The organism is Bradyrhizobium sp. ARR65, assembly GCF_000472385.1.
GTDB lineage: Bacteria > Pseudomonadota > Alphaproteobacteria > Rhizobiales > Xanthobacteraceae > Bradyrhizobium.
Window position 1 is genome coordinate 1 of the sequence record NZ_AWZU01000034.1, and the last position, 25,763, is coordinate 25,763.

A 25,763-nucleotide genomic window follows, 5' to 3' on the forward strand; every position below is an offset into this window, starting at 1 on the left:
CCGGCTTTCGGGGCCGCGATTTGATTCGCCCGTCGCGTTAATGTGCCGCATCCCGTCGGCTTGCCGCGTCGGGCGAATCAGTCCCACCCTTCGCGCGTTCCGCACCGGCAAGAGGGGCGTACGCGTCGTCACGAACGTGGAGCGGAATGCGGTGGACGCGAAGGGGCCGACAGACGAGCGGCGCTCTTTGCGGACGGCGAAGNCGTGTGGTCCTGGCGCCCCAAGGCTGGCGCTAAGTTGGCGACGATGCGTCTCGCATCGCGCTGATGACGGTGACAACAAAGTCTGGCTCACCGAGGAGAGCACGAAGTAANCCGTAAACCACTGCGCAGGGAAGGCCGGTGTGATTCCCGCCTGTACCTGTGGTCAACGCGCGCTTCGCGCAATTTCTTTGCGCGGAGGCCCCGGGTGCAGCGGCCACCCGGCCTTCCCTGCGCCCTCTGATTTCAAGGAGGGACATCGATGATACAAAACTCGCGCGAACTTCGCCGCGAGAACGCGGCTGTTTGGCAGCGGTCTTCGCGCGGCCCATCCGTCGAGACGCNGCGGAGCCTGTCATCGGGCCGCGCTTTGCGCGGACCCGTTGGCGGCTCCTCCGGAATGAGGTTTCATGCGTGGCGCGCGGTTAAACCCTCACGGTGAGGAGGCGCGCAGCGCCGTCTCGAACCATGAGGCCCAGATGCAGTGCCATTCGTAACCAGGTCAGCCATCCTGACCCTCTTTTTGGCGTTGCGGCTATGCCCTTTTCTCGTTTAGAAGAGCAGCACGGAGCGGGCGCCGGCAACCAAGCGTCAACGGTTTTGACCGACGATTCCTCCCGCTCCAAGGGTCTGGCAATGCTGATTCGCAGCGAAATCGATGAAATTGCGGGGGAAGCGGCGCTGGCCGTTCGTCCCGGCGCAATTGCCGCTGCGTCCCTGCCCACCCTCGTTATTGGCGGGCTGCTTCTTACCTGCCCCTGAGGGCCGGCTGGGCGGCATGCGCCTGGGCACTCAGGGGTTTTGGAGACCAGAGACCCTTCGGCGCTCAGGACAGGGCGTACCACCCAAAAGGAAATTTTCGACATGACTAAGGTGAACAAGTCCGAAAAGGACCGCGTCATTATTTTCGATACCACGCTGCGCGATGGCGAGCAGTGCCCGGGCGCCACCATGACCTTCGAGGAGAAGCTCGAAGTGGCCGAAATGCTGGACGACATGGGCGTCGACGTCATCGAGGCCGGCTTTCCCATCACCTCCGAGGGCGACTTCCAGGCGGTGAGCGAGATCGCCCGCCGTTCCAAGAACGCCGTCATCGCCGGCCTGTCGCGGGCGCATCCCAAGGATATCGACCGCTGCGCGGAGGCGGTGAAGTTCGCCAAGCGTGGCCGCGTGCACACGGTGATCGCGACCTCGCCGCTGCACATGAAGGTCAAGCTCAACATGACGCCGGAGCAGGTGATCGAGACCTCGATCGCCAATGTCACCCGCGCGCGCAACCAGATCGACGATGTCGAATGGTCGGCCGAGGACGGCACCCGCAGCGAGATGGATTTCCTCTGCCGCATCGTCGAGGCCGTGATCAAGGCCGGCGCCACCACGGTCAATATTCCGGACACGGTCGGCTACACGGTGCCGGAGGAATACACCCACTTCATGCGCACCCTGATCGAGCGCGTACCCAATTCGGACAAGGCGATTTTCTCCGTCCATTGCCATAACGACCTCGGCATGGCCGTCGCCAACTCGCTGGCGGGCATCATGGGCGGCGCGCGGCAGATCGAGTGCACCGTCAACGGCATCGGCGAGCGGGCCGGCAACGCCGCGCTTGAGGAAGTCGTGATGGCGATCAACGTCCGCAACGACAAGTTCCCGTTCTGGAACAAGATCGACACCACCAAGCTGACCGGCGCTTCGAAGCTGGTCTCGGCCGCGACGTCGTTCCCGGTGCAGTACAACAAGGCGATCGTCGGCCGGAACGCGTTCGCGCATGAGAGCGGCATCCATCAGGACGGCGTGCTGAAGGACGCTTCCACCTACGAGATCATGCGGCCCGAGATGGTGGGCTTGAAGCAGTCCTCGCTGGTGCTGGGCAAGCACTCCGGCCGCCACGCCTTCGTGCACAAGCTGGAGGAGATGGGCTACAAGTTAGGGGCCAACCAGATCGAGGATGCCTTTGTGCGGATGAAGGCGCTCGCCGACCGCAAGAAGGACATCTACGACGAGGACATCGAGGCGCTGCTCGACGAAGAGATCGCGGCCGCCCATGACCGCATCAAGCTGACCTCGCTGACGGTGATCGCCGGCACCCACGGGCCGCAGCGCGCCACCATGAAGCTCGACGTCGACGGCCAGACCCGCATCGAGGAGGCCGAGGGCAACGGGCCGGTCGATGCGGTGTTCAACTGCATCAAGGCCCTGGTGCCGCACGAGGCCAAGCTCGAACTGTACCAGGTGCATGCCGTGACCGAGGGTACCGACGCGCAAGCCGAGGTCTCGGTGCGGCTGTCCCAGGACGGCAGGTCGATGACGGCCCGCGCCGCCGATCCGGACACGCTGGTCGCTTCGGCGAAAGCCTATCTGGGCGCGCTCAACAAGATCGTGATGAAGCGCCAGCGCGATTTGCCGACCGCCGCGGCCGCGGCAAGCTGATTTGTGGTGCCGGGGCGATGCGCCAGCATCGAACCCGGAATCTCCGGATTCCGGGTTCTGCTCTTCGAGCAGCCCCGGAATGACAATCGGGAAAAACACGACGCCCGGCGTCGCGTTTTGCATTGCAGCAAAGGTTTCCCACGCATCCTTCTAACGGGCAATGGTATTCCAGGCGGCTTCTCTGTATTGGTGCCGCTGACTTGAAAGCAGGGGGCGGGCGCAATGGCGCGCGTCCCGCAAGGTTGCGGGAGGAAATATGCGTAAGTTGATTTTGGCGGCCGTATCGATCGCGGCGCTCGTCTCGGTCGGCCCGGCAGTTGCCGCGGATTCGCCGATCGTGATCAAGTTCAGTCACGTGGTGGCGTCCGACACCCCGAAGGGCAAGGCGGCGGACAAGTTCAAGGAACTCGCCGAGAAGTACACCAATGGCAAGGTGAAGGTCGAAGTCTACCCGAACTCGACGCTCTACAAGGACAAGGAAGAACTCGAGGCGTTGCAGTTAGGGGCCGTGCAAATGCTGGCGCCGTCCAACTCCAAGTTCGGTCCGATCGGCATCAAGGAGTTCGAGGTTTTCGACCTGCCTTACATCCTGCCGGATCTGCAGTCGCTGCGCAAAGTCACCGACGGTCCGCTCGGCGCCAAGCTGCTGAAGCTTCTGGACAGCAAGGGCATGACGGGCCTCGCCTATTGGGACAACGGCTTCAAGCAGATGAGCGCCAACAAGAAGCTGGTCGCGCCGTCCGACTACAAGGGCCTGAAATTCCGCATCCAGTCGTCGAAGGTGCTGGAAGCGCAGTTCCGGGCGCTCGGCGCAATTCCGCAGGTGATGGCGTTCTCCGACGTCTATCAGGCGCTGCAGACCGGCGTGGTCGATGGGCAGGAGAACACCTGGTCCAACATCTACACCCAGAAGATGCATGAGGTGCAGAAATACGCCACGGTCACCAACCACGGCTATATCGGTTACGTCGTGGTCGTGAACAAGAAGTTCTGGGACGGCTTGCCGGGCGACATTCGCGACGAACTTTCGAAGGCGATGAAGGAAGCGACCGATTACGGCAACAGCCAGTCGGCCAAGGAAAACGACGACGCGCTGGAAGCGATCAAGAAGTCCGGCAAGACCGAGATCGTCACGCTGACCCCTGAGCAGAACGAGGCGATGCGCAAGGCGATGTTGCCGGTCTACAAGGAGGTCGCATCGCGCGTCGGCCAGCCCTTGATCGACGAGTTTTTGAAGGAGACCGGCCGCAGCCCGATGAACTAGGGGGCCTGCGATTCGCGGCCTGGCGCGGCCGCCACAGGTACTGATCGGGCGGGTCTCGACCCGCCCGATTGTCTAGAGGGGACACTGATGCTGTTACGCATTCTCGACAGGTTAGAGGAGATCATCATCGCGAGCCTGATGGGCGCGGCGACGCTGATCACCTTCATCGCCGTGGCGCATCGCTTTCTGGTCGATGTGCCCTTGCTCTATCCCTATCTGTTCGGGATCAATCTCGCCTGGTCGCAGGAACTCTGCATCTACATGTTCATCTGGATGGCGAAGTTCGGCGCGGCCTATGGCGTGCGCACCGGCATCCATGTCGGCGTCGACGTGCTGATCAATCGACTTAACGACCGCTGGCGGAAATGGGTGATCCTGTTCGGCCTGTTCGGCGGTGCGTTGTTCACCGCGATCGTCGGCACCATGGGCGCCAAATTCGTCATCGAATTGATGCACACCGACCAGGTCTCGCCGGATCTCGAGCTGCCGAGCTGGCTGGTCTATGCTTGCATCCCGCTCGGCTCGTATTTGATGTGCTTCCGCTTCCTGCAGGTGATGTGGGCCTACTACCGCACCGGCGACCTGCCGCACCATGACGCGGCTCATGTCGACGACATCGAGGTCAGCCCGAAAGCGCCGATTGCGCTCGGAGAAGCCTGATGAGCGCGGCGCTTATTTTCGGACTGCTGTTTGCCCTGATGCTGACGGGCATGCCGATCTCGATTGCGCTCGGCCTGACCGTGCTCACCTTCCTGTTCACCATGACGGAAGTGCCGATCGAGAGCGTCGGCCTGAAATTATTCTCGGGCCTCGACAATTTCGGCATCATGGCGATCCCGTTCTTCATCCTCGCCGGCACGTTCCTAACGCGCGGCGGCGTGGCGCGACGAATGATCGCCTTCACCACGTCGCTGGTTGGTCATCTGCCGGGCGGGCTCGGGCTTGCCGGCGTCGCAGCCTGCGCGATGTTTGCCGCGATCTCCGGCTCCAGCGTCGCCACGGTGGTGGCGATCGGTTCGATCATGATGCCGGCGATGGTGGACTATGGATACCCGAAGCGGTTCGGCGTCGGCGTGATCTCGACCTCGGGCGCGCTCGGCATCCTGGTGCCGCCCTCAATTATCCTGGTGCTCTACGGCGTCTCCACCAATACCTCGATCGGCGCGCTGTTCATGGCGGGCATCGTGCCCGGCATCATCCTGGCGATGATGCTCGCCGCGGTGACCTGGTTCGTTGCCTACCGCAATGGGTATCCCAGGATGAAGCGGGCGACCATCGGCCAGCAGTTCACGGCTTTCCGCGAGAGCCTCTGGGGCCTGCTGCTGATCGGCATCGTGCTGGGCGGCATCTATGGCGGCGTCTTCACGCCGACCGAAGCAGCCGCCGTCGCCGCGGTCTACGCCTTCTTCATCACGGTATTCGTCTACAAGGAGCTGAAGCTCACGGAAGTGCCCAAGGTGCTGCTGCAGGCGGCGAGCATGAGCTCGATGCTGCTCTATATCATCACCAACGCGGTGCTGTTCTCCTTCCTGATGACGCACGAGCAGATTCCGCAGGCGATGGCGGCCTGGATCATCGACAAGAATTTCTCGGTGTGGATGTTCCTGCTGGTCGTCAACGTCATCCTGCTCTTGGCCGGGAATGTCATGGATCCGTCGTCGATCCTCTTGATCATGGCCCCGATCCTGTATCCGCTCGCGACCAAGCTCGGCGTCAATCCCGTGCATCTCGGCATATTGATGATCGTCAATACGGAGGTCGGGCTGTGTCATCCGCCGGTCGGACTCAACCTCTATATTGCTTCGAGTATTGCCAAGATGGGGATCAGCGAGATCACGATCGCGGTGTTGCCGTGGCTGTGCGCGATGCTGGCCTTCCTTGGCCTGATTACCTACGTGCCGGAGATTTCTCTGTGGCTGCCCAAACTGCTCGGTATGATCTAGGCGGCGATGCTTGGTCTGTCTCGGTTACATCCTGGTAAGAAGGCGCAGTCTGTCCAAACTGTAAGTTGATCGGGGCTCTCGCTGCGCCCATCCTTGAGGGGAACTCTTCCAAGGAGGTTCTCATGAGGAAGTTTTCCATAGCCGGTATGGCCGCGCTCGCCATCGCCGCGTCGACCGCGGTGTACGCCAATCAGGGCTGGTTCCGTGAGCATATGCAGCACATGCGGCTGAGCCCGGAGGACCGGGCGGCGCTAGTCGATGCGCGGATTGCCGCGGTGCACGCCGGATTGAAGCTCACGCCCGATCAGGAAAAGCTGTGGCCACCGGTCGAGGCCGCGGTCCGGGATTTCGCCAAGATGCGGATCGATCGGGCGAGCGCGCGGATGAAGGCGCACGACGAAGCCCAGGATCAGCAGCAGACGCCGCCTGATCCGGTCGCGCGGCTGCGCCAGCGCGCTGACGACTTGGCGGCGACCTCCGCGGCCTTGAAGAAGATCGCGGATGCGGCCGATCCGCTCTACAAGACGCTCGACGACGGCCAGAAGCGGCGTCTTGCCCTGCTGACCCATCACGGCCGCCGCTTCGGCGAGGGCTGGCGGCACCGTTGGATGGAGCATGACGGCCATGACGGCGGCCCGGGCCCGGACCGCGACAGTGGTGGGCCCGAGCGGCTCTGACGGCCGGCTGGTTCGGGGGTTGCCGATTGGATTAGGGGAGGTCGCCGAATTCTGGCGGCCTCTCCGCGATTTGGACCACAAACGGATTGGGAAAACTTCGTCACCTTTGCTGGACATCGGGGGGGCGCTTTGCTAAACGACGCCCGCTTGCGAAGGCTTTCCGGACAAGCTCCGGGCGCATAGCTCAGTTGGTAGAGCAGCTGACTCTTAATCAGCGGGTCCCAGGTTCGAGCCCTGGTGCGCCCACCATCGCAATATCAAGCGCTTGCAGTTGATTTCGGAAGCGCCAGTCCGACTGGCTGCGCACGCCTCGCTCATGAGGCGAGACCAAATCCGACCATCATGAGCCCGATCGCGGCGATCCACCCGCCGAGCGCACGGAGGGCGATCTTCTGCCAGCTGGTCGAGGGGCTGCTATCCAGTCCGCGGAACGCAAGCGCCAAGGCCATCGCGAGCGTGATTGCTGCATAGCCCGCGCATGCGAGCCCCGCCGCGAACAGCAGCCGATCAGTCTCAGGCCCGAGGTCGCTCGCGTTCGCCGCTCCTCGGATGAGCGCCAATGCGAAAGCAAGTGCGCAAAGCAGGCCGGTCGGAATCCGCGTGGCTGCGGCCAGGAGCAAGCCGAGCACGAGCATCATGGCCGCATCAACCGTCGCCCACATCGAAGCGACACCGAAAGATTGTCCGAGCACCAGTCCAGCCAATAGCCCGAGCGGAAACACCAGCACCAGCCAACGTCCCGTCGCGGCGCCAAGCGAACCCGCCAGTACGCCCATCGCGCCCCAAAGGATGATGTCCTGGAGGTCCGTCAACGGATGCAACGCACCGGCGTAGAAGTCACCAAGACGCGAGGCCGCAATGTGTGCCTCCGCCGCATTGGCCTGAGCGAGTAACACCGCTGCGGCGACAACACCGCGCCGGAACCTCATATTCATGCGACAGCTCCGAGGCTCTGCGCGAGAAAGTATCCGCCAAGCAAGGCGATCACCGCGCCGAGGCCTTGGATCAATCTCTCGCCGGCGGGCCAGCGCGTCAGCGTACCGATGGTGATGCCGCAAAGGTGGAGCAGGCCGGTTGCGACGATGAAGCCGACGCCGTAGGCGAGCGGATTTGCGGAATTCGGAAGCTCCGCTCCGTGCGCATGACCGTGGAAGATCGCAAACACCGCAACGACCGCAGCCGCGGCGGCAAACGGCAGGCGCAGGCGCATTGCAACCGCCGCGCCGAGAACGAGCGCCGACAGCGCGATTACAATCTCAGGCATCGGCAGCGGGATTCGCAGGACGCCCAATACGCCACCGACGGCCATCACCAGCGGAAAGGTGATGGGCAGCACCCAAATGGCAGGCGCTCCGAGCTGCGCGCCCCAGATTCCGACCGCGACCATTGCAATCAGGTGGTCCAGTCCCGTCAGCGGATGCAAGAGCCCGCTGACGAGCCCGCCACCGACGCCGACCTGCTCATGCGCGAAGGCGGGTTGCGCGAGGACGAGACCCGCGATCGCCACCGCCAGAGCTCGGACAATACGCAAAGACATGGCTTCACCGTTCTGTGTCATGGTCATGTGGCGGCGAACACGCTCAGGAGACGGCCGAAAAACCAGAACATGGATACCGAGCCGATGGTGTAGGCCGGAAGAGTGTCGCCCCAGCGCGGCAAGACGGCATCGAGGCGCCGATGGGCCCAGATCAAGGCCAGCACAAGGAGCACAAAGGCAAGTTGTCCGATCTCAACGCCGAGGTTGAAGAAGAGCAGGGCCGCGGGCAACAAGCGCCGCTCGAGTCCCAGTGCGGCCAACGCGCCTGCAAAGCCGATACCGTGAACCAGCCCGAAGGTGAACGCGATCGCCCAGGGATAGCGGGCCGTCAGCCCGGCCTCGCCGCGCTGCTGTTTGATGATCTCGATGCCGACGAAGACGATGCTCAGCGCAATGCAGGCGTTGAGCGGACGCTCGGGCACGCCGATCAGGCCGAAGGCCGCCGCGGCGAGCGAGACGCTGTGTCCGACGGTAAACGCCGTAATCGTCTTGGTCAGGCGCCATCCGCCACGCACGATCCAGATCAATCCCAGCACGAACAACAGATGGTCGGCTCCGAGCAGAATGTGGTCGATTCCGTAGTTGACATAGGTCCTGGCCAGCTCGATCCAGGTCTGTAGGGTCGGCGCGCCGGCGGCGAGTACCGAGACCACCGGATTTGCGCTCGAGATCGTATAGCTGCGCGCCTCGCCGGCGAGTGGAATGATGCGGATCAGCACGGCCGACATGTCGGCGCCGAGATTGGTGATGGTAACCGGCCCAACCAATCCCTTCTCGCCGCAGTTCAATTCGGGCAGCCGCACGAAGCAATGCGGCGGCATGCGCAAGTCGACATGGTCGGCGCCCATCGTGGGCTCCATGGTCCAATGCCCGATGAAGGCACCAGGTCGCACCTCGCGCAATTCAAGCACGCCGAGCGAGGCTTCGTGCGCGCGGGTCTGAGACGGCAGGATGAGCGCGGCGAGAACGAGCAGCGCCGCTGCGAGATATCGCATCGTGCTCACTGCTCGTACCGCACAGTGTAGTTGGCCTTCAACCGATTGACTGCCTCCCAGGCTTGCTTGCGCGTCTCTTCAGTGTGCCAGATCCTCGCGGCCTCATCCTGCACATCCTCGAATCTGGCGAGTGCACCCGGCCGACGGGAATCAAGGCGAACGACGTGCCAGCCCTCCTTCGACTGCAGGACGTGCCATTCTCCCTGCGGAAGCGTGAGCAGAGCGTCGCGGAAGCCCTCACCGAAGGATGCTGCGAGACTGTCGACTGGGCGTCCGAGGATCGCCCGGGTCTGATTGCGGAGCTCTTCGGATTCGCGCTGCGCCCGAATGTCCTCGAGCTGTCGTTGCACGGTGGCTTGGTCGGTCGGAGGCGTCAGATAGAAGCCGACCTGTTCGGGCTGATCGAAGCGCGTATGATTGCTCGCAAACCAGGCGCGTAGCTGATCTTCGGTGGGTTGCGGCACATGCACCTGGTCGAAGATCAGGAGTTGCAGCTTGAAGGCAACACGATCGCGGATCATCTCGTCGCCGCGATCGACGCCGAGTGCCTTGCCTTCGCGATAAAGAATCTCGCTGGCGACCCATGCATCGATCATCTTCTGGAGGTCGGCATCGGTCGGAGTACGCGCCTTGTCCTCGTCGAAGTTGTCGATGAAGGATTGCCGCATCACCTTGGTGACGGTAATGACCTTCTCGTCCTTCGTCGGCGGATGCAGCACCGCATTGATGCCGAAGATAATCGAGCCAAGCAGAACGAAATGCACGAGTGGTTCGCGCCGAAGAAAATGCACTGCCGCCAACACGGTCGGTTGAGAAATTTTAGCTGCTATATTCGATGAATTTTCTGTCGCGCGGTTCGTGCGCTGCGTCGACAAATCGATCGTCTCTGTCACGTTCTGGATCATTGGCGTTGACATAAATCTTTTACATTTCTCTCGAGCACAACGTGCGGCCAAGCTTATGCAACGAGCCGCGCGCACTTGTCACCGGGCAATCGTGCAGTCGATGAAAAAACTGCGTCGACAAGCCGCAGTGTCGATTGCGGACGCGACGGTGATTCAAAACAAAACCTTCACCAAACTGTCTCCGACATTTGATCTTGTCCGCCCGCGCTGAAATCGCCGCATGGCGCATGCAGCGTCGTTGACGTTTTCGATTCAGATCAATTCCTGTAGGGGCGACTACATGGTTTCATCTTCCAAGAAGATCTTGCTGACGGCGGCTTCGGTCTCGTTGGCGTTGACGCAGGGGGCCTCCGGCAACGACCGCTGGGAGTGGGGCGAGAAGCGCCACAGGGGCAATCCCTATGTTGCCGGCGATATGCACAACCACAACACCTGCACGGACGGCTCCGTTGCAGCCGGCTACTCCATTGATCGTTCGGTTGGTACCGGCGTCGCCGCTGCGGGCGGCAACAATTTCGGTCTCGACTGGTTCACGCTCGGCAACCATGGCGGTTCGGGCAACCGCGACTGCCGCTTCAGCGATGCAAGCGCCAACATCACGGGCGACAATACGACGACCTATTGGAGCCAGACACTCGGCAAGACCATCGACGGCATAACCATCACGAGCCTGAAGGGCACGCCGAACGGCTCGGGCACCAATGCGACCATGTGGCGCTGGCAATCGATCGAGGAGGTCGAATATCCGATCATCGTCAACCGCACGCAAATGTACAACAAGGTGCTGGTCGAAGGTCTGGAATGGATCGTGCCCGGTCACGAGCACACCGACGTTGCCGTCGTTACCGGCCAGAATCCGCGCGGTTACGGCAATGCCAACATGATGGCCGAGTTCGAGTACCGCTTCGACCGCGCTGACACCGACGCGATCGGGCCGGTTGATGCACGCAATAATCAGGTCTGGGCCGGCAAGGACAACGTCAACAATAACGGTACCGCCGGTCACCAGAAGGCGCTTGCCGGCATTGCATGGCTTCAGGCCAACCATCCGTTGAAGTCGTACGCCATTCCGACGCACACCGAGCGTCAGGGTCCGTTCAGCGCCACCAGCAGCAAGGGCTATAACATCGAGCACTTCCGCGATTTCAACAATGCCGGTCCGACGGTAGCGTTCGGCATCGAATCGCCCGGCCACATGGCGCAGGGCACAATCTCGGGCGGCTCCGGCTCCTACGAATCCGGCGCGGTCGGCGGCGGTACTTACGGTATGAGCGGCATCTATACCGCGAAGGTCGGCGGCCTCTGGGACGGCCTGCTCGGCGAAGGCCGCAACTTCTTCCTGTTCGTCAGCTCCGATTGGCACAATCGCGGTGCGTTCGGTGCGCGCGACGCGGCGACGACGTCGGACTTCATTCCCGGCGAGTACACCAAGCTCTACATTCCGAACTCCCGGCGCTTCAGTGAGCAGTCGATCATCGACGGCATGCGCTCTGGAAATTCCTACTCGGTCAATGCCGATATCATTGGCCCGGACCTGCTGTACCGCGCACGCGGTCAGCACGACGACGATTGGAAGACGATGGGCGAGACGCTGGTCGTGCGGCCGGGCGAGAAGATCACGGTCGAGATGGAGATGAGCATCCCGGCTAAGAACAATAGCCCGTACAGCTTCGACAATCCGCTCCTCGCGCAGGTCGGCATCAAGCAGCCGCTGAACAAGCCGTCGCTCGACCACGTCGACCTCATCACCGGCGATATCACCGGTGTGATCCAGCCGGGCGCCCCGGGTTATGCGGTGGCGAATGCGGCCGGAACGGCCGGTGCGACGATCGTGTACAACTCTTCGGCCAAGATCGCTCAGCAGATCCCGGTCACGAAGATGCAGAGCTGGAAGCGGCATGACGGCTCGACCAAGCTGCGCTTCACGACGACGTTCACGGCCGGCAATACGCCCTTCTATATCCGTGCCCGCGGCACCAACATCCCCGTTGCGACGCCGAACGTTACCGATAGCGCCGGTAACCCGCTGATCGACCTCACTAACGCCAATGTGAGCTGCACGGATCCCGCGTGCCCCTCGCATCTGCAGACCGATGGCAGCGGCGTGAAGAAGGTCACCTATGACGTTCAGGCTTACTCGAACGTCTGGTTCTATGCGAACCCGATCTTCATTCGTCCGCATTATTCGCCGAAGCTCCTGGTCGAAAAGAATGCGGAGCTCGCGCGCGCCCTTGGCGGCCACGCCGAGAACGATCGGGACCACGACTGGGACGACTGGCGCTGGGATCGCGACTAAGACCAAGGCGTGACCAGGACCCGCGGTGTCGGTTCTGCGTAACGTAGGTCCCGGTGAAGCGCCACTATCGCGCGCAATGGTGACTGACGCTGTCGCGCGCTGAAATTGCGCCTCTCTGGCGGGGATACCAAAGCGGTAGACCCCGCCAGAATCTTTTCCGAAGGCTGGTCGCGCCCGCCGATCAGCACGATCGCTGTCTCGTTGCAAATGGATTTCTCTTGCGCGAAACCTGTTTTCTCCTTCTGATCCTGATCACGCTCGTGAGCGCTGCGGCCGCGCCTGGGAGCGCTGCAGGCGGTGCGGAGGAAGCGACCCGGGAGTCTTGCGAGGTGGCGGTCGCGGAGGCGCGTCAGCTCGCTGCCGCTTTGGCGGAAGATGACCCTTCGCGGTATTTCGCCGAGCGCGATCTGCACCAGGCCCTGGTCGAAGCCGGTAATGGGGAATTCGACGATTGCCTGGACGCCACAGCGCGCGCGACCGAGGAGCTGCGGGAGCGGCGTCACAGGCTCAAGCCCGGCGAGCGTCTGCAGGTGCTGCAACCGAGCGAATTGCCGCCGCACTGAGCTTGGTTGCACGCGTCAGCAGCGCTGTGAGGATTGCGGGCGACCGTCATTGCCGTGTCATGCTCATGCGCGCATTGTCCGGCGGACGAGACGTCTGGACGTTGTGGCATGGATCAGATCGAACCGCTTTTCCCGATTCCGCTGATGCGTTCGCCCGGCCTGCTGAGCCCGGAGCTCAAAGATGCTGCGGTGGCGGCGATCCGCAACGCCCGGATCGAAAGCAATCTGCGATCGGATCAGCTCTTCCACACTGAGGTTGCCGACCCTCGCAGCAACAAGCTGTTTCAGGAAATAGCCGAGCTCGCCATCCCGAAACTTGTCGATTTCGGCGTGCTCCTCTTCGGTGAGACCTTGCGGTGGACCGTCAAGGAGATGTGGACCAACATGCTGGAGACGGGCGGAAACCAGACGCTGCATGCGCATGCAAACAGTTTCGTCTCCGGCATTTTCTATCTGACGTCGTCGCACCCCGCGAGCAATACGGTTTTCGTGCGGCCGCCAGGTGGTTTTGATTTCTCGTTTCGCCATCACACCCGAAGCGCTGCAGTCGGACCGTACAACGCCGGCAAGTACATGCTGCCGGAGGCCGAACCGGGTGATCTCGTGCTCTTTCCCAGCTATCTCTATCACGAGGTGCCGAGAAACCGGGGCGAGCAGCGCATTACGATCGCCTTCAACGCAATACCCGATCACCTGGATTGCTGGGGCTATCGGGTGACCTTCGCGCCTTGATCGGAGGCACAAGCAGTCACGCGCTCATTGGCCGAACTCGCGCGCGAGCAACTCCCTCGCTTCGCCGCGCGAGGGCGCAGCCTCGTTGATCTCGCGCAACAGCCGCGCAGCCGCTGTGCTGTCTGACGTCATCAGCGATTTCGCCATGCCGATCAACGGCCTATAGGCCGGATCAAATTCGGGACTGAAGCGAAGCGCGTCGAGCAGCCCGGGGGACGCGGCCTCGATCAGCGTCCTGCCGCGCGGATCTCCGGGAAGCGCCGCACCTGCCTCAAGAAACCGGTTGCGTGCGCGCCAATAGGCCGTCAACCGCTCGCTTAGGTGATCGCGCTGCGGCGCGACGAGAAGCTCGGCCGGGTCTGGCTGTATCGCTCGAGTGATGGCGAGCAACAGTGACCAGGGCGGCGCCGTCAGAGCCCGGACGTTGCGGTGCGCATCGAAGGTGACCAAGGGATAGTCGTCAGTGTTGCGGGGACCTGCGCCGGCAAACGCGGACAGGGCGCGAGGGCCTGCGACGTATTGTCCAAGCAAGTCGATCGGCGTCTCGAACCCCAGCGGGCCTGCGACAGGCCTGACCAGAGGATCGCGCAGTCGTGCGGCCAACCTGTCGAGATCGAAATGCTTCCCATCACGAGGACCGATCAGGGCGAGCATGGGGGTGCGAACGCTATAGTGGTTGAGCCAGGCCGAGCCGCCGGGATAGACCTCGAGAAAGGCGCGGACGATCGCGCGCAAGGACGGCAGATCGAGCTGATACAAGGGCAACCACTGACAAAACACGCCCTGGGGCGCAAGCCGTTTTTTGACGGCCTCGAAGTGCTCGATCGTGTAGAGCGAGCCGCTGCCGTCGAGCGCCGGATGAAAGAGGTCGGCAACGATCACGTCATAGCTGTCGGTGTCCGCGGCGACGTAGCGCCGCGCGTCAGCCACGGTGACGCGAGGCTTCGGGCCGCCTGCTGCGGGGGTAGCAAACCACGGCAACAGGTCGACCACCTCGCGCGACAATTCGACGGCTTGCACCGTAACTCCCGGCATCTGCGAGCCGCCGACCACGGTGGCGCCGGTGCCGATGCCGAGAAATAAGGCGCGGTGCGGCGCCGGATGTAGCAACAGCGGCAGCATCGCCTGCCGATAGTCGGATCGCACCGAGCTCGTGCCGCCCATGCGGAAGTGGCCGTTGACGTCGAGATACCTTGTGCCCGACGCGTCATCGACGACGCTTGCAGTCACCATCGGCCCTTCACGGACGGCAAGCAGCGCGCCGCCTGGGGGCACCTTCGTCAGCGAGGGGGTGGGACGTACCCACAGGACAAGCGCGACGATTGCCGGGGCGGCAGACCAGGCGAACGCTGCCCGGCTGAGCGGAAGCAGGAGCAGATAACCGAGCGCGACGGGAATGAGTGCTGTCCATGCGCCGAAGGTCGGGATCAGAAGTTGCGCCGCGAGCAGTGGGGCGATCGAGGCGCCGATGCTGTTGATGCCGACCGCCCATCCCAGCGATCCGCGCTGGTCTCGCACCCGTTGCGCGAGCAGCCCGAACAGCGCCCCCATCGCGGTCGACGGCGCCAGGAACAGCGCCGTGGCCACGGCCAATTCGCCGACGATACCGGCCTCGACGGCGCTCTCGGCGATACGGGTGATGTGAGGTGCGAGAACAGCCGTCGTCAGGCAGGCGAGTGCGGTGCCGGCCAGCAAGCATCGCAGGCCTCCATCCCCGGCATGGCGTCCCGCGCGCTGCCAGATGAGCCCACCGGTCGCGGTGCCGAGCAAATATGCAGCGAGTAGTCCCGCGAAAGTGTACACCGTGTCCTGCATCACCTGCGCCGCAAGTCGGACGACGAGGATCTCGAAAGCCACTCCGAGCAGGCCGGTGGCAAACAGGGTGATTGTAAGCCGCAGCTCGCTGATCGCATGCGGCTGCCGTTCGTCAGCTTCAGGCGTGGTCCGATTGGAGGAGGTTCCGATCACGAGCGTGCCCAGGGCGCATGCGGCGTTTGCGGCGGCGAGGCAAAACAGCGTCCCGGAAAATCCAAACGCAGGGATCAGCACGAATGTGGAGACGAGGGTACCGGCCACCGCACCCGCGGTGTTCGCGCCAAAAACGCCAGCGCTGATGCGAGCGTCGGCGAAAGCTTCCCTTGTCATCCGTTCAAGCGCAGCCAACGTTCCGCCCATCGCCATGGTTGCGGGAAGCAGGACGAGTGTCGGGAACACAAAACTCGCACCCCAAAGCAGGGCCGGCGCAGGCTCGGTCCCGAGCAGAGGCGACAGAACTCGACCAGCAGCGGGCAGCAGCCACACATTCACCAGGCTCCAGAGCCCGATCACGGCCTCAAGCGCTGCATAGATGGTTCGCGGTGATTTGGCGCGTCGGATCGGGCCGTCGAGAGCAAAGGCGCCCAGCGCCAGTCCCGCGAAAAATCCGGCGATCGCGCCCAGCACCGCCATCATTTCGGTCCCGAACGCGAGGCTCAACTGGCGCGTCCAAGCGATCTCGTAGCCGAGGCCGGCGAAGCCGGACGCGGCGACGATCGGGATCAGCGCCCAGCCGTCATGGAGACGCCGGCGCGCTGGCGCTGCGTCGGCGTGAAGCGGAATTCCGACATCATCTCGCGATGCGATCGCGCCGCCGGCCGGATTGGATTGCGTGAAGACCAAACTAGCAACTCTGGATTGGTGAGAACTCAAGATCAGAGTCGTCCGGAAAGGTCCGCCTGTGGGCGGACAAACGAACCGGTCGCCCGCTCCGTGTCAGATATTCTCGGGATTGATGACGACCATTTGACAGCGCGGTGGAATTGCTTCCATTGGCATCGAGCTCGGAGACCACAATCGGATTTCTTCCGACGCACAGATCGCACAGTTTGACGCACGACGCGCCGGTTCGGCGGCGGGCGACGCAGAGCCAGGAACGCTGCCTGTCACGCGCACCGGCCATCGCGGCATTTGTTTTCTTTCGCAATCGGTCAGGTTATCACCAGGCTGCGGTATGATGATTCTTGCTTGACATCATACTGTTGTGTTCGGTCGATAAGGGCTATCCGGGGCGATCCACGAATCCTGATCTTGCGTCGGCTGGCGGCCATTCCCGGATGCGTTGCGATCCCCTTGTGGCGACGTGGAGTTGAGGCGTGTCGAGGAGTTTGCGTGGATTGGTGATCGCGGGCATGCTCGTGCTGCCAGCAGTCCAGCAAACGGCGCAGGCCCAGACGCAATCCGGCTCACCTCCCACCGGCACCGAGTCCGCCGGCTCGGCCAGCACAGCCGTCTTGCCGGCAATCACGGTTCAGTCGACGGCGCAATCCCACAAGCTGCATCAATCGGCCAAGCGCAATGCGCGGAACGTCGCGCGAGCTTCCCAACGCCGGCCGCAATCCGATCCGACAGCCGGGGCGCCCGCAACGGTCTCCGGTGCACCCAATGTGGCGTCGGGGCCCGCGGGCCAGCCGAACATGGCCAGCCAGGTCACGATTGCTGGCGACGCGCTGAACGCGCGTCCGGTGGCGCGCCCGGGCGAAGTTCTCGAAGCCGTACCGGGGCTGATCGTGACGCAACACAGTGGGGAAGGCAAAGCGAACCAGTATTTTCTCCGTGGCTACAATCTCGATCACGGCACTGATCTGGCGATCTTCGTCGACGACGTGCCGGTCAACATGCGCACGCATGCCCATGGTCAAGGTTATGCGGACCTCAACTGGCTGATGCCGGAGACGATCAACGCGCTGGAGGTACGCAAGGGCCCCTATTTCGCGGATGAGGGCGATTTCAGCTCGGCTGGCAATCTTCACATCGGGCTTGTCGACCGCATCGACAAGAGCATTGCCCAAGTGACTGCCGGGAGCTTCGGCTACAAACGGCTTTTCGGCATGGGGTCGACCAATGTCGGCGACGGGACGCTGCTCGTCGCCGGCGAAGCCGGGACCTACGATGGACCGTGGGACAATCCCGACGACATGCGCAAGCTGAATACCTTGGTGCGCTACACCCAGGGAACGGCGCTGGACGGTCTCTCCATCACCGGCATGGCTTATTCCAACCGATGGAGCTCGACTGATCAGGTCCCGGAGCGCGCCATCTTGTCGGGCCAACTTGCGCGCTACGGCGCGGAAGACCCGACCGACGGAGGCAACACCGATCGTTTCGCACTGTCGGCGCGGATCGCGGGCGGCGATGATGCGGGATCGTGGAAAGCCAATGCATTTGTCGTCAAGAGTTCGCTCGATCTGTTCAATGACTTCACCTACTTTCTCTCCGATCCGACGCTCGGCGATCAGTTTCATCAGCACGATGACCGCGTGATGGCTGGAGCCAACGCGTCGCGCACGTTCAATGGATCATTGGCCGGCCGCCCGATGGAGACCACTTTCGGCATCCAGACCCGCTACGATGCCATCGACCTCGCGCTGACGGATACTTATCAGCGAAGCTTCCTGTCCAATGTGCGCAGCGACCGGGTGGGAGAGGGCAGTCTCGGTCTCTACGTTCAGAACACGGTACACTGGACCGATTGGTTGAGGACCACTCTTGGCTGGCGCGGCGACTACTACGAGGCCAACGTCACGTCCTGGTTCGATGCCAACAATTCCGGCAAGGTCAGCGCCCGGATCGGCAGCCCAAAATTCACCATGGTGGTCGGTCCGTTCAACAAAACGGAATTTTTCTTAGGTGCCGGCTTGGGCATGCACAGCAACGATGCGCGTGGCGCGACCATTACAGAGGCGCCGAACGATCCTTCGACGAAGGTGGACGCCTCGCCCTTGCTGGTGCGAACGAAGGGGGCGGAGGTGGGGGTCCGCACCAAATTCGTGCCGGGCCTCGACTCCTCGGTCAGCCTGTTCATGCTCGACCAAGCCTCCGAGATTGTTTTCAGCGGCGATTCCGGCGACACCTCGGCGAGCCGGGCGAGCCATCGTTACGGGGTGGAATGGACCAACACGTACCGCCCGGTGCCGTGGCTCGAGTTTGATGCGGATCTTGCGCTGACCCATGCCCGCTTCGTCGGTTATGACAGCGATCAGGCCGCAATCTACGATTCGCTGGCGGGATATCCGCAGGCGCAGATCGGCAACGCGCCCGGAAATTACATTCCGAACGCGCCACCGATGGTAGCGTCGGCGGGCATCACGCTCGGCGAAAGGACCGGCTGGTTCGGCACCCTGCGCTGGCGCTATCTGGCGTCAAGCCCGCTCACCGAGGACAATGCATTCCGCTCAACGCCGATCAGCCTCTTCAACGGGCGTATCGGCTACCGGACCGATGACGGCTGGCGAATTCAGCTCGACGTGCTCAACATCTTCAACACTAGGACCAATCAGATCTCCTACGCCTACGGCTCGATGGTCAAGACCGACAACCTGTACAATCTCTGTTACCCCGTGCAGATTGCGCCCGCCGCCGTGTGTCAGAATGGGGTGATGGACTACGTCGTGCATCCGGCCGAACCGCTGGCGGCCAGACTCACAGTGGCCCGAAATTTCTAGCGCATTCGCCGGTCATTGCGAGGAACGAAAGCGACGAAGCGACCGGGACTGCATCAGCGGAGAAAGTCTGGATCGCTTCGCTTGCGCCGCAATGACGCCAGAGGTTAGGCGCGCTTTCGCTCAGCTCAGCGCATGTCGATCAGCCTGAGTTCGCGAGGCGAGGAAGCGCTGTTCGGTGGCGACATCATGCACAGCCCTATCCAGGTTCATGCGCCGGATCTCGCTTCGATCTTTTGTGCCGATCGCGATCAGGCGAGACGTTCGCGCGTTTGCATGCTTGCATATTGCGCCGAGCGCAACGCGACCTATTTCTCCTCGCATTTCACCGAGACCTCGGCCGGACGCATCCTTCGCGCCGGCGATGGGTATCAGTGGGTCTTCGCGGAGTGACGTCTATCGAACGGCCGCTTCGATCGGTTCGGGCGGATCGAAAGCGCGGATCGGAGGCGGCGATCCCACATATTTCTCGCATTCGACGACCGTGACCTGTCCGCAGCAACCTTGCGCCAGCCTTGACGTGCCGATGTCGCGCGTGAGCACGTTCGGATTGCCGTGGACGCACAGCGGCTGCTCGGCCGCACCTGGCTCCGGATCGTACCAAGCGCCGGTCGATAGCTGCACCACGCCGGGCATCACGTCCTTGGAGAGGGTCGCCGCGGCGAGGCAAGCCCCGCGATCGTTGAACAGGCGGACGATGTCGCCATGCGCGATGCCGCGGCGCTCGGCATCGATCGGGTTGAGACGCACCGGCTCGCGGCCGGCGATTTTCCGGGACTGGCTGTAGGCGCCGAAATCGAGCTGGCTGTGCAAGCGCGTTGAAGGCTGGTTGGCGATCAGCGTCAGCGGATGCCGCGCGGTGGCCGGCTCGGTCGACGGCAGCCAGGTTGGATGCGGCGGGCAGTCGCCGTAGGCGAATCCGGCGATCGTCTGCGAAAAGATCTCGATCTTGCCGCTCGGCGTCGGCAGCTTGTTCTTGACGGGATCGTCGCGGAAAGCGCGCAGGAAGCCGCCGTCATCGGCCTCGGACGGCAGGGCGAGCTCGCCCCGTCGCCAGAACTCGTCGAAATCGGGCGCCTCCCAGCCGGATTCCGCCAGCGCCCGTCGCGTCGGCTCGTAGAGATGAACCAGCCATTCGCGGCTGTCGCGTCCTTCCGTGAACGCCTGCTCGATCGAGAGCTTGCGCGCGAGATCAGCGAAGATAGCAAAATCGTCGCGTGCCTCGCCGATCGGTTCAACCACCTTGCGCATCGCGACCAGCCTGGGATCGGTCGCGGCGGCGCCGATGTCGTCGCGCTCCAGCGTCATCGTCGCCGGCAACACGATGTCGGCGAATTTCGCCATCGGCGTCCAGGCGCTGTCGTGCACCACGATCGTATCGGGCACGTTGAAGGCATGCCGGAGGCGATTGATGTCCTGATGGTGATGGAACGGATTGCCACCGGCCCAATAGACCAGCTTGATATCGGGATAGCGCAGCGATTTGCCGTTGTACTCGAACGGCTGTCCAGGATTGAGCAGCATGTCGCTGATCCGCGCGACCGGGATGAATTCGGTGACGTTGTTCTTGCCCTGCGGCATCGTCGGGATCGGAACGGCGTTGACGCGGCGCCCGGTGTGACCCATCGCACCGAGCGCATAATTATAGCCGCCGCCGGGCAGGCCGATCTGGCCGAGCATCGCGGCCAGCACCGCGCCCATCCAGACCGGCTGTTCGCCGAATTGCGCCCGCTGCAGCGAATGCGAGATCGCCACCAGCGTGCGACCGCGCGGCAGGCGGCGTGCGAGATCGACGATGGTGCCTGCGGACAGGCCGGTGATCTCCGCCGCCCATGCCGCATCCTTTCGCGTGCCGTCGTCCTGACCGAGCAGGTAGGTTTTGAATTTCTCAAAGCCGGTGCAATAGCGCGCCACGAAGGCGTGGTCCCAGAGGTCCTCGACCAGGAGCGTGTGCGCGAGCGCCAGCATCAAGGCGACATCGGTGCCGACCTTTATTGGCAGCCATTTCGCGCTCGCTTCCTCGGGCATATCGTCGCGCAGCGGGCTGATACAGAAGAACGTCGCACCGCGGCGCGCGGCCTGCCTCATCGCGTCCCGTTCGATATGGGCGCTGATCCCGCCGCTGGCGACGGTAGAGTTCTTCAGTGGCATGCCACCAAACGCCAGCACCGTGTCGGTGTGTTCGGCGACCTGCTGCCAGGTTACGTTGCGGCGCGAAATGCCTTCGAACGGTCCCATCACATGCGGCAGGATCACCGCGGAGGCGCCGGCACTATAGCTGTTGACCGAACGCACATAGCCGCCGAAGGCAAGGTTCAGAAACCTGTGGACCTGGCTCTGCGCGTGGTGGAAGCGTCCGGCGCTGGCCCAGCCATAGGAGCCACCATAGACAGCGCTCGCGCCATATTCGCTTCGCACGCGTGCGAGTTCGGCGGCGAGAAGGTCGATCACCTCCTCCCACGACTGTTCGACAAAGCCTCCGTTGAAGTCGCGCTTGCCGCGCGCATTGCCGTCGAGCCAGGATTTTCGGACCATGGGACGCAGGATGCGTGCCTTATGGCGCAACGCGGTGGTGAAATTGCCAAGCATCGGCGAGGGAGCCGGGTCGCGCTCGTAAGGCGCAACCTCGAGCGTCGTACCGTTCCAGCGCGCTGAGAACGCGCCCCAGTGCGCGCTGTGCGGATTCCAGATCGCTGCGGCCTTGTTCATCGCTCGCTCCGAATTGTCGGCCTCACGGCTTCTCCGCAAACCGCAAAAGTTAACTAAGGGGACGCGTTACCGATCCCTTTTCCAACGCTGGCGTTGCGTCGCCGCAGGCGCTAAGAGCGACATTCAACGCGCGCATTGTTATGACGCGATCGGGGCTATGCGGACAAGATGACCGCCGGCCGATATGCGCCGAACACATATGGCCATGACGAGCAACGATGCCGCGTCAAGTGCTGACACGAAAGGGGCAGGAAGGACATTGCGGGGGATGATACGACGTAAAACGGTGGGGCCATGAGCAGGCCGCGACTGCCATCGCTCATCGCGCTGCGCGCATTCGAAGCTGTCGGACGCACGGGGAGTGTGCGGGCGGCCGGAGAGGAACTCGCGGTCAGCCACACCGTCGTTTCGCGCCACCTGCAAAACCTGCAGCGAAGCCTTGGCGTTGCACTGCTGCGCAACGAGGGGCGCGGTGTCGCGCTCACCAGCGCCGGACAGCAATATCACACGCAGATCTCCCAGGCCTTCGACATCATCGGGCGCGCCACCTCCATGGTCCGGCCGGTGTCCCGGCCGACGTTGAACATCTGGTGCATCCCGGGGATCGCGAACAGGCGCCTGCTGTCGAGACTGCCCGAACTGACCGGACCGCCGCGGAATTGGGACATCAACCTGCAGCCGACACTGTCGCATCCCGATCTGTCGCGCGCGGAAGCCGATGCCGAGATCGTCTATGCCGACGCGGTCGATACCCGCGGCGCGCTCATGGCCGAAGCCTTGGTGCGGCCGCGCGTCTTCCCGGTGGCAAGTCCGGCCTATCTGGCGCGTTACCCGGGGATCACCACGCTGGCGGATCTCGCCAACGTCGCGCTGATTCACGAAGAGTCGACCGAGCAATGGCAGCGCTGGTTCGCGCTTGCCGGCATCGAGGATACGCCGCCTCTTCGCGGTCCGCGCTTGTGGCACGCGCATCTCGCCATCGAAGCGGCACGGTTCGGCCAGGGCGTCGCGCTCGCCAATGACGTGCTGGTCGAGGAGGAGTTGCGCTCCGGCGCGCTGATCGAAGTGCTGCCGTCCCGGATCTATATGGAGTCCTATCAGCTCGTGGCGCTGAAGGAGCGCTGGGAGGATCCGCCCATCGTGGCGCTGCGCCGTTGGTTGAAGCAGGTCTTGGCTGCATAGGCGCGTCGGGTACCGCTCCGCGCCCGCTCTGTACGATTGATGGTATTTTGACCAGAGCCGCCTAACGCCTGCTCAGCTCCCGCCCAAGACCTAAGCATCCCGTGGCCATTGGTGCATGAGAGTCACCTGATCCGCACCAGAAGCTGATGGATCATGGCTTGCCGCGCCATAGGCTGTCATCCCAGTTTCAGGAGATTTCTCGATGGCAGTGAGCGCGGAGTTGTTGGCACGAAGACAGGCGGCGGTGGTGCGTGGCGTCAGTAATGCCACTCCGGTCTTCGCCGAACGCGCGCTCAACAGCGAGGTATGGGATGTCGACGGCAAGCGCTACGTGGATTTCGCCGGCGGCATCGCCGTGCTCAACACCGGCCATTGCCATCCGCATGTGATCGGCGCCATCCGCGAGCAGCTCGATCGCTTCACCCATACCTGCTTCCAGGTGCTGCCGTACAAGCCCTATGTCGAGCTCGCCGAGCGCCTCAACGCGCTGGCGCCGATCAACGGTCCGCTCAAATCCATCTTTCTGACCACGGGCGCTGAGGCCACCGAAAACGCAATCAAGATCGCACGCGCTGCCACAGGCCGCAGCGGCGTGATTGCCTTCACCGGCGGTTTCCACGGCCGCACCGCGCTTGCGAGCGCGATGACCGGAAAGGTCGTGCCCTACAAGCAGAACTTCGGCCTGCCGATGCCAGGCATCCTGCACGCGCCCTTTCCCGTGGCTGGCGGGCGCGTCACGGTGGAAGACACGCTGCATTACATCAACCTGATCTTCAAAGCCGACATCGATGCCTCGCATGTCGCCGCGATCGTCATCGAGCCGGTGCAGGGCGAGGGCGGCTTCCACCAGGCCCCGCCCGAGCTGATGCGCGGTCTTCGGCGCCTCTGCGATGAGAACGGCATCGTCCTGATCGCCGACGAGGTGCAGACCGGTTTTGGCCGCACCGGCAAGATGTTCGCAATGGAACATTACGACGTGCAGGCGGACGTGATCTGCGTCGCCAAGAGTCTCGCGGGCGGCATGCCGCTCTCGGGTGTGGTCGGCCGCGCCGCCATCATGGATGCCGCCGAGCCCGGCGGTCTGGGCGGCACCTATGCCGGTCATCCGCTCGCCTGCGCCGCAGCGCTTGCCGTGCTCGACATTTTCGAGCGCGAGGATCTCTTGAAACGGGCCAATGTACTGGGCCAGCGCCTGCGCGGTGCCATCGATCGGTTCGCGCGCGCCAATACGCTGGTGCCGATTTCCGCCGCGCGCGGTCCAGGCGCGATGATTGCGTTCGACGTCTACAAGCAGCGCGGCAGTGATGAGCCGGATCCCGAGATGACCAAGCTGATCACCCGGCGCGCCCACGAAAACGGCCTGATTCTCTTATCCTGCGGCACCACTGCGAGCACCATCCGCATCCTGGTGCCGCTGACGGCATCGGATGCGATCATCGACGAAGGACTGGGGATCCTGGAGCGGTGCCTTGCGGCGTAACCCTGAGAAGAGCGGCCAGCAATCATCGTAACGATCAAGATCTGCAACGGGAGGCAGTAGGATGGCAAACAACGCGCTGGATGACGTGACGGAGCGCCTGCGCGCGGCTGTCGATCGTAATTTTGAGGATCAGGTCGCGTTCCTGGCGCGCATGGTCCAATTTCCCAGTCTGCGCGGCAAGGAAGAGCCGCTGCAGCAGTGGCTCGCCAAGCAGTTTGGCGAGCGCGGCTATGCGGTCGATGTCTTCAGCCTCGCTGATATCGATCTTACGAGCCACCCGAAGGCCGCGCCGATGGATGACATTCCATTGGCCGGGTCCAAGCAGGTCGTAGCCACGTATGATCCGGAGGGCAACGGCCGCAGCCTGATCCTGCAGGGCCATATCGATGTGGTGCCGGAAGGTCCCGCGGATCTCTGGAGCGATCCGCCTTTCGCGGCCACCGTGCGCGATGGTTGGATGATCGGCCGCGGCGCGCAGGACATGAAGGCGGGCGTCTCCGCCATGATCTATGCGCTCGATGCGATCCGCAGCGCGGGCTATGCGCCGGGCGGCCGCATTCATCTGCAAACCGTGACCGAAGAGGAGAGCACTGGCAACGGCGCGCTGGCGACGATGATGCGGGGATATCGGGCAGACGCCTGCCTGATTCCCGAGCCGACGGCGCACACGTTGACCCGCGCCCAGGTCGGCGCCATCTGGTTTCGCTTGCGGGTGCGCGGCACGCCGGTGCACGTCGCCTATTCCGAGACCGGCACCAGCGCCATCCTGTCCGCGATGCATCTGGTGCGTGCCTTTCAGGATTACACCAAGGCGCTTAACGCGAGGGCGGTCGATGATCCCTGGTTCGGCAAGGTCAAGAATCCCGTCAAATTCAACGTCGGCATCATCAAGGGAGGCGACTGGGCGAGTTCGACGCCGGCATGGTGCGATCTCGATTGCCGGATCGGCCTCTTGCCGGGCGAGACGCCGCAGCAGGCGATGCGCGGCATCGAGCAATGCCTGGCCGAGGCGCAGAAGAACGATAGTTTCCTGTCGGAGAATCCGGCTGAGCTGGTCTGGAGCGGATTCCAAGCGGATCCGGCCGTATGCGAGCCCGGCAGCGCCGCGGAAGCGGTGCTTGCGGCCGCCCATGAAACGGCGTTCGGCACCGCGCTCGAAGACCGCCTGTCCACGGCCGTGAACGACACGCGCTACTACACCGGCATGCCCGCGCTCTGCTACGGACCTAGCGGCATCGGGCCACACGCCTTTGACGAGCGGGTCGAGCTTGAAAGCCTGCGCAAGACCACCTTGAGCATCGCGCTGTTCGTCGCCGAATGGTGCGGGTTGAAGAAGCTTTAACCCGATGTCGCGGTTCCGCCTGCGCGCTGCG

21 protein-coding genes and 1 tRNA gene are annotated in these 25,763 nt (G+C 63.3%); 16 read left to right on the forward strand and 6 right to left on the reverse strand.

Annotation, left to right across the window (positions count from 1 at the left end):
• The first annotated feature begins 737 nt into the window (after positions 1-737).
• The 7 genes from F758_RS44725 to F758_RS0129295 all read left to right on the forward strand — a co-directional run bounded on the left by F758_RS44725 (position 738) and on the right by F758_RS0129295 (position 6,763).
• Positions 738-962 carry a hypothetical protein gene (locus tag F758_RS44725; RefSeq protein WP_035723457.1) on the forward strand — a complete coding sequence of 75 codons (225 nt, stop codon included), beginning with the start codon at positions 738-740 and terminating at the stop codon, positions 960-962.
• Positions 963-1,064: 102 nt separating this feature from the next.
• Positions 1,065-2,630: a 2-isopropylmalate synthase gene (locus tag F758_RS0129270; protein WP_024511229.1), complete on the forward strand. Its 1,566-nt coding sequence runs from the start codon at positions 1,065-1,067 to the stop codon at positions 2,628-2,630.
• 256 nt (positions 2,631-2,886) lie between these two features.
• Positions 2,887-3,894: a TRAP transporter substrate-binding protein gene (locus tag F758_RS0129275; protein WP_024511230.1), complete on the forward strand. Its 1,008-nt coding sequence runs from the start codon at positions 2,887-2,889 to the stop codon at positions 3,892-3,894.
• A gap of 87 nt (positions 3,895-3,981) precedes the next feature.
• Positions 3,982-4,554 (forward strand): TRAP transporter small permease, encoded by a 573-nt coding sequence (locus F758_RS0129280; protein WP_024511231.1) that lies wholly within the window; start codon positions 3,982-3,984, stop codon positions 4,552-4,554.
• A complete protein-coding gene (locus F758_RS0129285) occupies positions 4,554-5,837 on the forward strand; it encodes a TRAP transporter large permease (protein ID WP_024511232.1) in 1,284 nt (427 codons plus the stop codon). The genes F758_RS0129280 and F758_RS0129285 overlap by 1 nt, the downstream gene beginning before the upstream one ends.
• A gap of 122 nt (positions 5,838-5,959) precedes the next feature.
• Positions 5,960-6,514 (forward strand): Spy/CpxP family protein refolding chaperone, encoded by a 555-nt coding sequence (locus F758_RS0129290; RefSeq protein ID WP_024511233.1) that lies wholly within the window; start codon positions 5,960-5,962, stop codon positions 6,512-6,514.
• A 173-nt stretch (positions 6,515-6,687) separates the two neighbouring features.
• A tRNA-Lys gene (locus tag F758_RS0129295) sits at positions 6,688-6,763 on the forward strand.
• A gap of 65 nt (positions 6,764-6,828) precedes the next feature.
• On the opposite strand, the gene F758_RS0129300 is transcribed toward F758_RS0129295, so the two are convergent.
• Genes F758_RS0129300 through F758_RS0129315 form a run of 4 tightly spaced genes read right to left on the reverse strand, consistent with a single transcriptional unit; the run spans position 6,829 to position 9,810 of the window.
• On the reverse strand, positions 6,829-7,449 hold the full coding sequence (locus tag F758_RS0129300; protein WP_024511234.1) for a HupE/UreJ family protein: 621 nt from the start codon (positions 7,447-7,449) through the stop codon (positions 6,829-6,831).
• A complete protein-coding gene (locus tag F758_RS0129305) occupies positions 7,446-8,051 on the reverse strand; it encodes a HupE/UreJ family protein (RefSeq protein WP_024511235.1) in 606 nt (201 codons plus the stop codon). Before F758_RS0129305 ends, F758_RS0129300 begins: the two co-directional genes overlap by 4 nt.
• 23 nt (positions 8,052-8,074) lie before the next feature.
• Positions 8,075-9,046 carry a HupE/UreJ family protein gene (locus tag F758_RS0129310; RefSeq protein WP_157450195.1) on the reverse strand — a complete coding sequence of 324 codons (972 nt, stop codon included), beginning with the start codon at positions 9,044-9,046 and terminating at the stop codon, positions 8,075-8,077.
• 5 nt (positions 9,047-9,051) lie between these two features.
• Positions 9,052-9,810: a peptidylprolyl isomerase gene (locus tag F758_RS0129315; protein WP_349543498.1), complete on the reverse strand. Its 759-nt coding sequence runs from the start codon at positions 9,808-9,810 to the stop codon at positions 9,052-9,054.
• 94 nt (positions 9,811-9,904) lie between these two features.
• Here F758_RS0129315 and F758_RS50990 point away from each other — a divergent pair, with 94 nt between their 5' ends.
• The 4 genes from F758_RS50990 (at position 9,905) to F758_RS0129330 (ending at position 13,542) form a co-directional block, all read left to right on the forward strand.
• Entirely contained in the window at positions 9,905-10,162 is a 258-nt protein-coding gene (locus F758_RS50990) for a hypothetical protein (RefSeq protein WP_198026590.1), read from the forward strand.
• 69 nt (positions 10,163-10,231) lie between these two features.
• The gene (locus F758_RS0129320) at positions 10,232-12,247 is read left to right on the forward strand and encodes a hypothetical protein (RefSeq protein WP_024511238.1); all 2,016 of its coding nucleotides are present in this window, start codon (positions 10,232-10,234) and stop codon (positions 12,245-12,247) included.
• A gap of 218 nt (positions 12,248-12,465) precedes the next feature.
• Entirely contained in the window at positions 12,466-12,810 is a 345-nt protein-coding gene (locus F758_RS0129325; RefSeq protein ID WP_024511239.1) for a hypothetical protein, read from the forward strand.
• A gap of 108 nt (positions 12,811-12,918) precedes the next feature.
• A complete protein-coding gene (locus F758_RS0129330; RefSeq protein ID WP_024511240.1) occupies positions 12,919-13,542 on the forward strand; it encodes a 2OG-Fe(II) oxygenase family protein in 624 nt (207 codons plus the stop codon).
• A 24-nt stretch (positions 13,543-13,566) separates the two neighbouring features.
• Here F758_RS0129330 and F758_RS0129335 read toward each other — a convergent pair whose 3' ends face one another.
• Entirely contained in the window at positions 13,567-16,140 is a 2,574-nt protein-coding gene (locus tag F758_RS0129335) for a spermine/spermidine synthase domain-containing protein (protein WP_035723475.1), read from the reverse strand.
• Between the two features lie 854 nt (positions 16,141-16,994).
• On the opposite strand from F758_RS0129335, the gene F758_RS0129340 reads away from it, so the two are divergent.
• Both F758_RS0129340 and F758_RS0129345 read left to right on the forward strand, forming a co-directional pair.
• A complete protein-coding gene (locus F758_RS0129340) occupies positions 16,995-19,022 on the forward strand; it encodes a TonB-dependent receptor (protein WP_245286618.1) in 2,028 nt (675 codons plus the stop codon).
• 132 nt (positions 19,023-19,154) lie between these two features.
• Positions 19,155-19,412: an MBL fold metallo-hydrolase gene (locus F758_RS0129345; RefSeq protein WP_024511243.1), complete on the forward strand. Its 258-nt coding sequence runs from the start codon at positions 19,155-19,157 to the stop codon at positions 19,410-19,412.
• Positions 19,413-19,415: 3 nt separating this feature from the next.
• Here the strand turns inward: F758_RS0129345 and F758_RS0129350 are convergent, their stop codons facing one another.
• Positions 19,416-21,728, reverse strand: coding sequence for a molybdopterin guanine dinucleotide-containing S/N-oxide reductase (locus F758_RS0129350; protein ID WP_024511244.1), 2,313 nt, complete (start codon positions 21,726-21,728; stop codon positions 19,416-19,418).
• A 294-nt stretch (positions 21,729-22,022) separates the two neighbouring features.
• Here F758_RS0129350 and F758_RS0129355 point away from each other — a divergent pair, with 294 nt between their 5' ends.
• The 3 genes from F758_RS0129355 (at position 22,023) to F758_RS0129365 (ending at position 25,732) form a co-directional block, all read left to right on the forward strand.
• Positions 22,023-22,910 (forward strand): LysR substrate-binding domain-containing protein, encoded by an 888-nt coding sequence (locus tag F758_RS0129355; RefSeq protein ID WP_024511245.1) that lies wholly within the window; start codon positions 22,023-22,025, stop codon positions 22,908-22,910.
• A gap of 202 nt (positions 22,911-23,112) precedes the next feature.
• On the forward strand, positions 23,113-24,390 hold the full coding sequence (gabT, locus tag F758_RS0129360) for a 4-aminobutyrate--2-oxoglutarate transaminase (protein ID WP_024511246.1): 1,278 nt from the start codon (positions 23,113-23,115) through the stop codon (positions 24,388-24,390).
• 61 nt (positions 24,391-24,451) lie between these two features.
• Positions 24,452-25,732: an ArgE/DapE family deacylase gene (locus F758_RS0129365; protein ID WP_024511247.1), complete on the forward strand. Its 1,281-nt coding sequence runs from the start codon at positions 24,452-24,454 to the stop codon at positions 25,730-25,732.
• Positions 25,733-25,763 lie beyond the last annotated feature (31 nt).

Excerpts from the sequence above, each read along its gene's own strand:
- F758_RS0129365 (WP_024511247.1), top strand. The coding sequence starts at position 24,452 with ATGGCAAACAACGCGCTGGATGACGTGACGGAGCGCCTGCGCGCGGCT.
- F758_RS0129285 (WP_024511232.1), top strand. The coding sequence starts at position 4,554 with ATGAGCGCGGCGCTTATTTTCGGACTGCTGTTTGCCCTGATGCTGACG.
- F758_RS0129320 (WP_024511238.1), top strand. The coding sequence starts at position 10,232 with ATGGTTTCATCTTCCAAGAAGATCTTGCTGACGGCGGCTTCGGTCTCG.
- F758_RS0129305 (WP_024511235.1), bottom strand. The coding sequence starts at position 8,051 with ATGTCTTTGCGTATTGTCCGAGCTCTGGCGGTGGCGATCGCGGGTCTC.
- F758_RS0129310 (WP_157450195.1), bottom strand. The coding sequence starts at position 9,046 with ATGCGATATCTCGCAGCGGCGCTGCTCGTTCTCGCCGCGCTCATCCTG.
- F758_RS0129300 (WP_024511234.1), bottom strand. The coding sequence starts at position 7,449 with ATGAATATGAGGTTCCGGCGCGGTGTTGTCGCCGCAGCGGTGTTACTC.
- F758_RS0129340 (WP_245286618.1), top strand. The coding sequence starts at position 16,995 with ATGGCCAGCCAGGTCACGATTGCTGGCGACGCGCTGAACGCGCGTCCG.
- F758_RS0129330 (WP_024511240.1), top strand. The coding sequence starts at position 12,919 with ATGGATCAGATCGAACCGCTTTTCCCGATTCCGCTGATGCGTTCGCCC.
- F758_RS0129280 (WP_024511231.1), top strand. The coding sequence starts at position 3,982 with ATGCTGTTACGCATTCTCGACAGGTTAGAGGAGATCATCATCGCGAGC.
- F758_RS0129355 (WP_024511245.1), top strand. The coding sequence starts at position 22,023 with ATGAGCAGGCCGCGACTGCCATCGCTCATCGCGCTGCGCGCATTCGAA.
- F758_RS0129290 (WP_024511233.1), top strand. The coding sequence starts at position 5,960 with ATGAGGAAGTTTTCCATAGCCGGTATGGCCGCGCTCGCCATCGCCGCG.
- F758_RS0129275 (WP_024511230.1), top strand. The coding sequence starts at position 2,887 with ATGCGTAAGTTGATTTTGGCGGCCGTATCGATCGCGGCGCTCGTCTCG.
- F758_RS0129345 (WP_024511243.1), top strand. The coding sequence starts at position 19,155 with ATGTCGATCAGCCTGAGTTCGCGAGGCGAGGAAGCGCTGTTCGGTGGC.
- gabT (WP_024511246.1), top strand. The coding sequence starts at position 23,113 with ATGGCAGTGAGCGCGGAGTTGTTGGCACGAAGACAGGCGGCGGTGGTG.
- F758_RS44725 (WP_035723457.1), top strand. The coding sequence starts at position 738 with ATGCCCTTTTCTCGTTTAGAAGAGCAGCACGGAGCGGGCGCCGGCAAC.
- F758_RS0129350 (WP_024511244.1), bottom strand. The coding sequence starts at position 21,728 with ATGAACAAGGCCGCAGCGATCTGGAATCCGCACAGCGCGCACTGGGGC.
- F758_RS0129270 (WP_024511229.1), top strand. The coding sequence starts at position 1,065 with ATGACTAAGGTGAACAAGTCCGAAAAGGACCGCGTCATTATTTTCGAT.